This window comes from Thermococcus sp. Bubb.Bath, from assembly GCF_012027595.1.
GTDB lineage: Archaea > Methanobacteriota_B > Thermococci > Thermococcales > Thermococcaceae > Thermococcus.
The window spans coordinates 1-501 of record NZ_SNUR01000021.1 but is presented as its reverse complement, the minus strand read 5'-3'; the positions used below and the strand labels follow the sequence as shown (position 1 = coordinate 501).

The following is a 501-nucleotide window of genomic DNA, read 5'->3' as shown; positions in this document are numbered from 1 at the left end:
TCCGTAATCTGGTCAGTGGACTTTTTTGACTGATCCGCCAGCTCACGGATGTTCTCTGCAACGACAGCGAAGCCTCTACCGTGCTCACCACTTCTAGCAGCTTCAATGGCAGCGTTCAAAGCGAGCAAGTTGGTTTGCTCCGCTATACTGCTGATGACTTCGACTATCTCGCCTATCCTCTTAGAGTGCTCCACAAGTATGGAAACCGCCCTCTCCATGTCCTGATTGACCTCGGTAATGCTGGCAACGTTGAGGGCGACGTTATCAGAGATGCGTTTCCCGGTCTCGGCCATATTGGCGGTCTCAAGGGCATAGTCGGTGAGTGCCTGTGCCTGAGTGTTCATCTCCTCTATACCCGCGGTAAGGGTCTGGATGTAGTCCCCAAGTTCGGCAACGGTGGAGCGCTCCCTTTCGAGGGCGCTCGTAAGCTCATCGTGTTCCACACTAACTCCAACGTCAAGAGTCGGTAGGAGGGAGGACAGCTTCTCTCTCGCCTCTTCA

1 protein-coding gene is annotated in these 501 nt (G+C 54.3%); it reads right to left on the bottom strand.

Features of this window, described 5'->3' with window-relative positions; genetic code table 11:
- On the bottom strand, positions 1 to 501 hold a 501-nt coding region (locus E3E29_RS11330; protein ID WP_240922869.1), incomplete at both ends, for a methyl-accepting chemotaxis protein.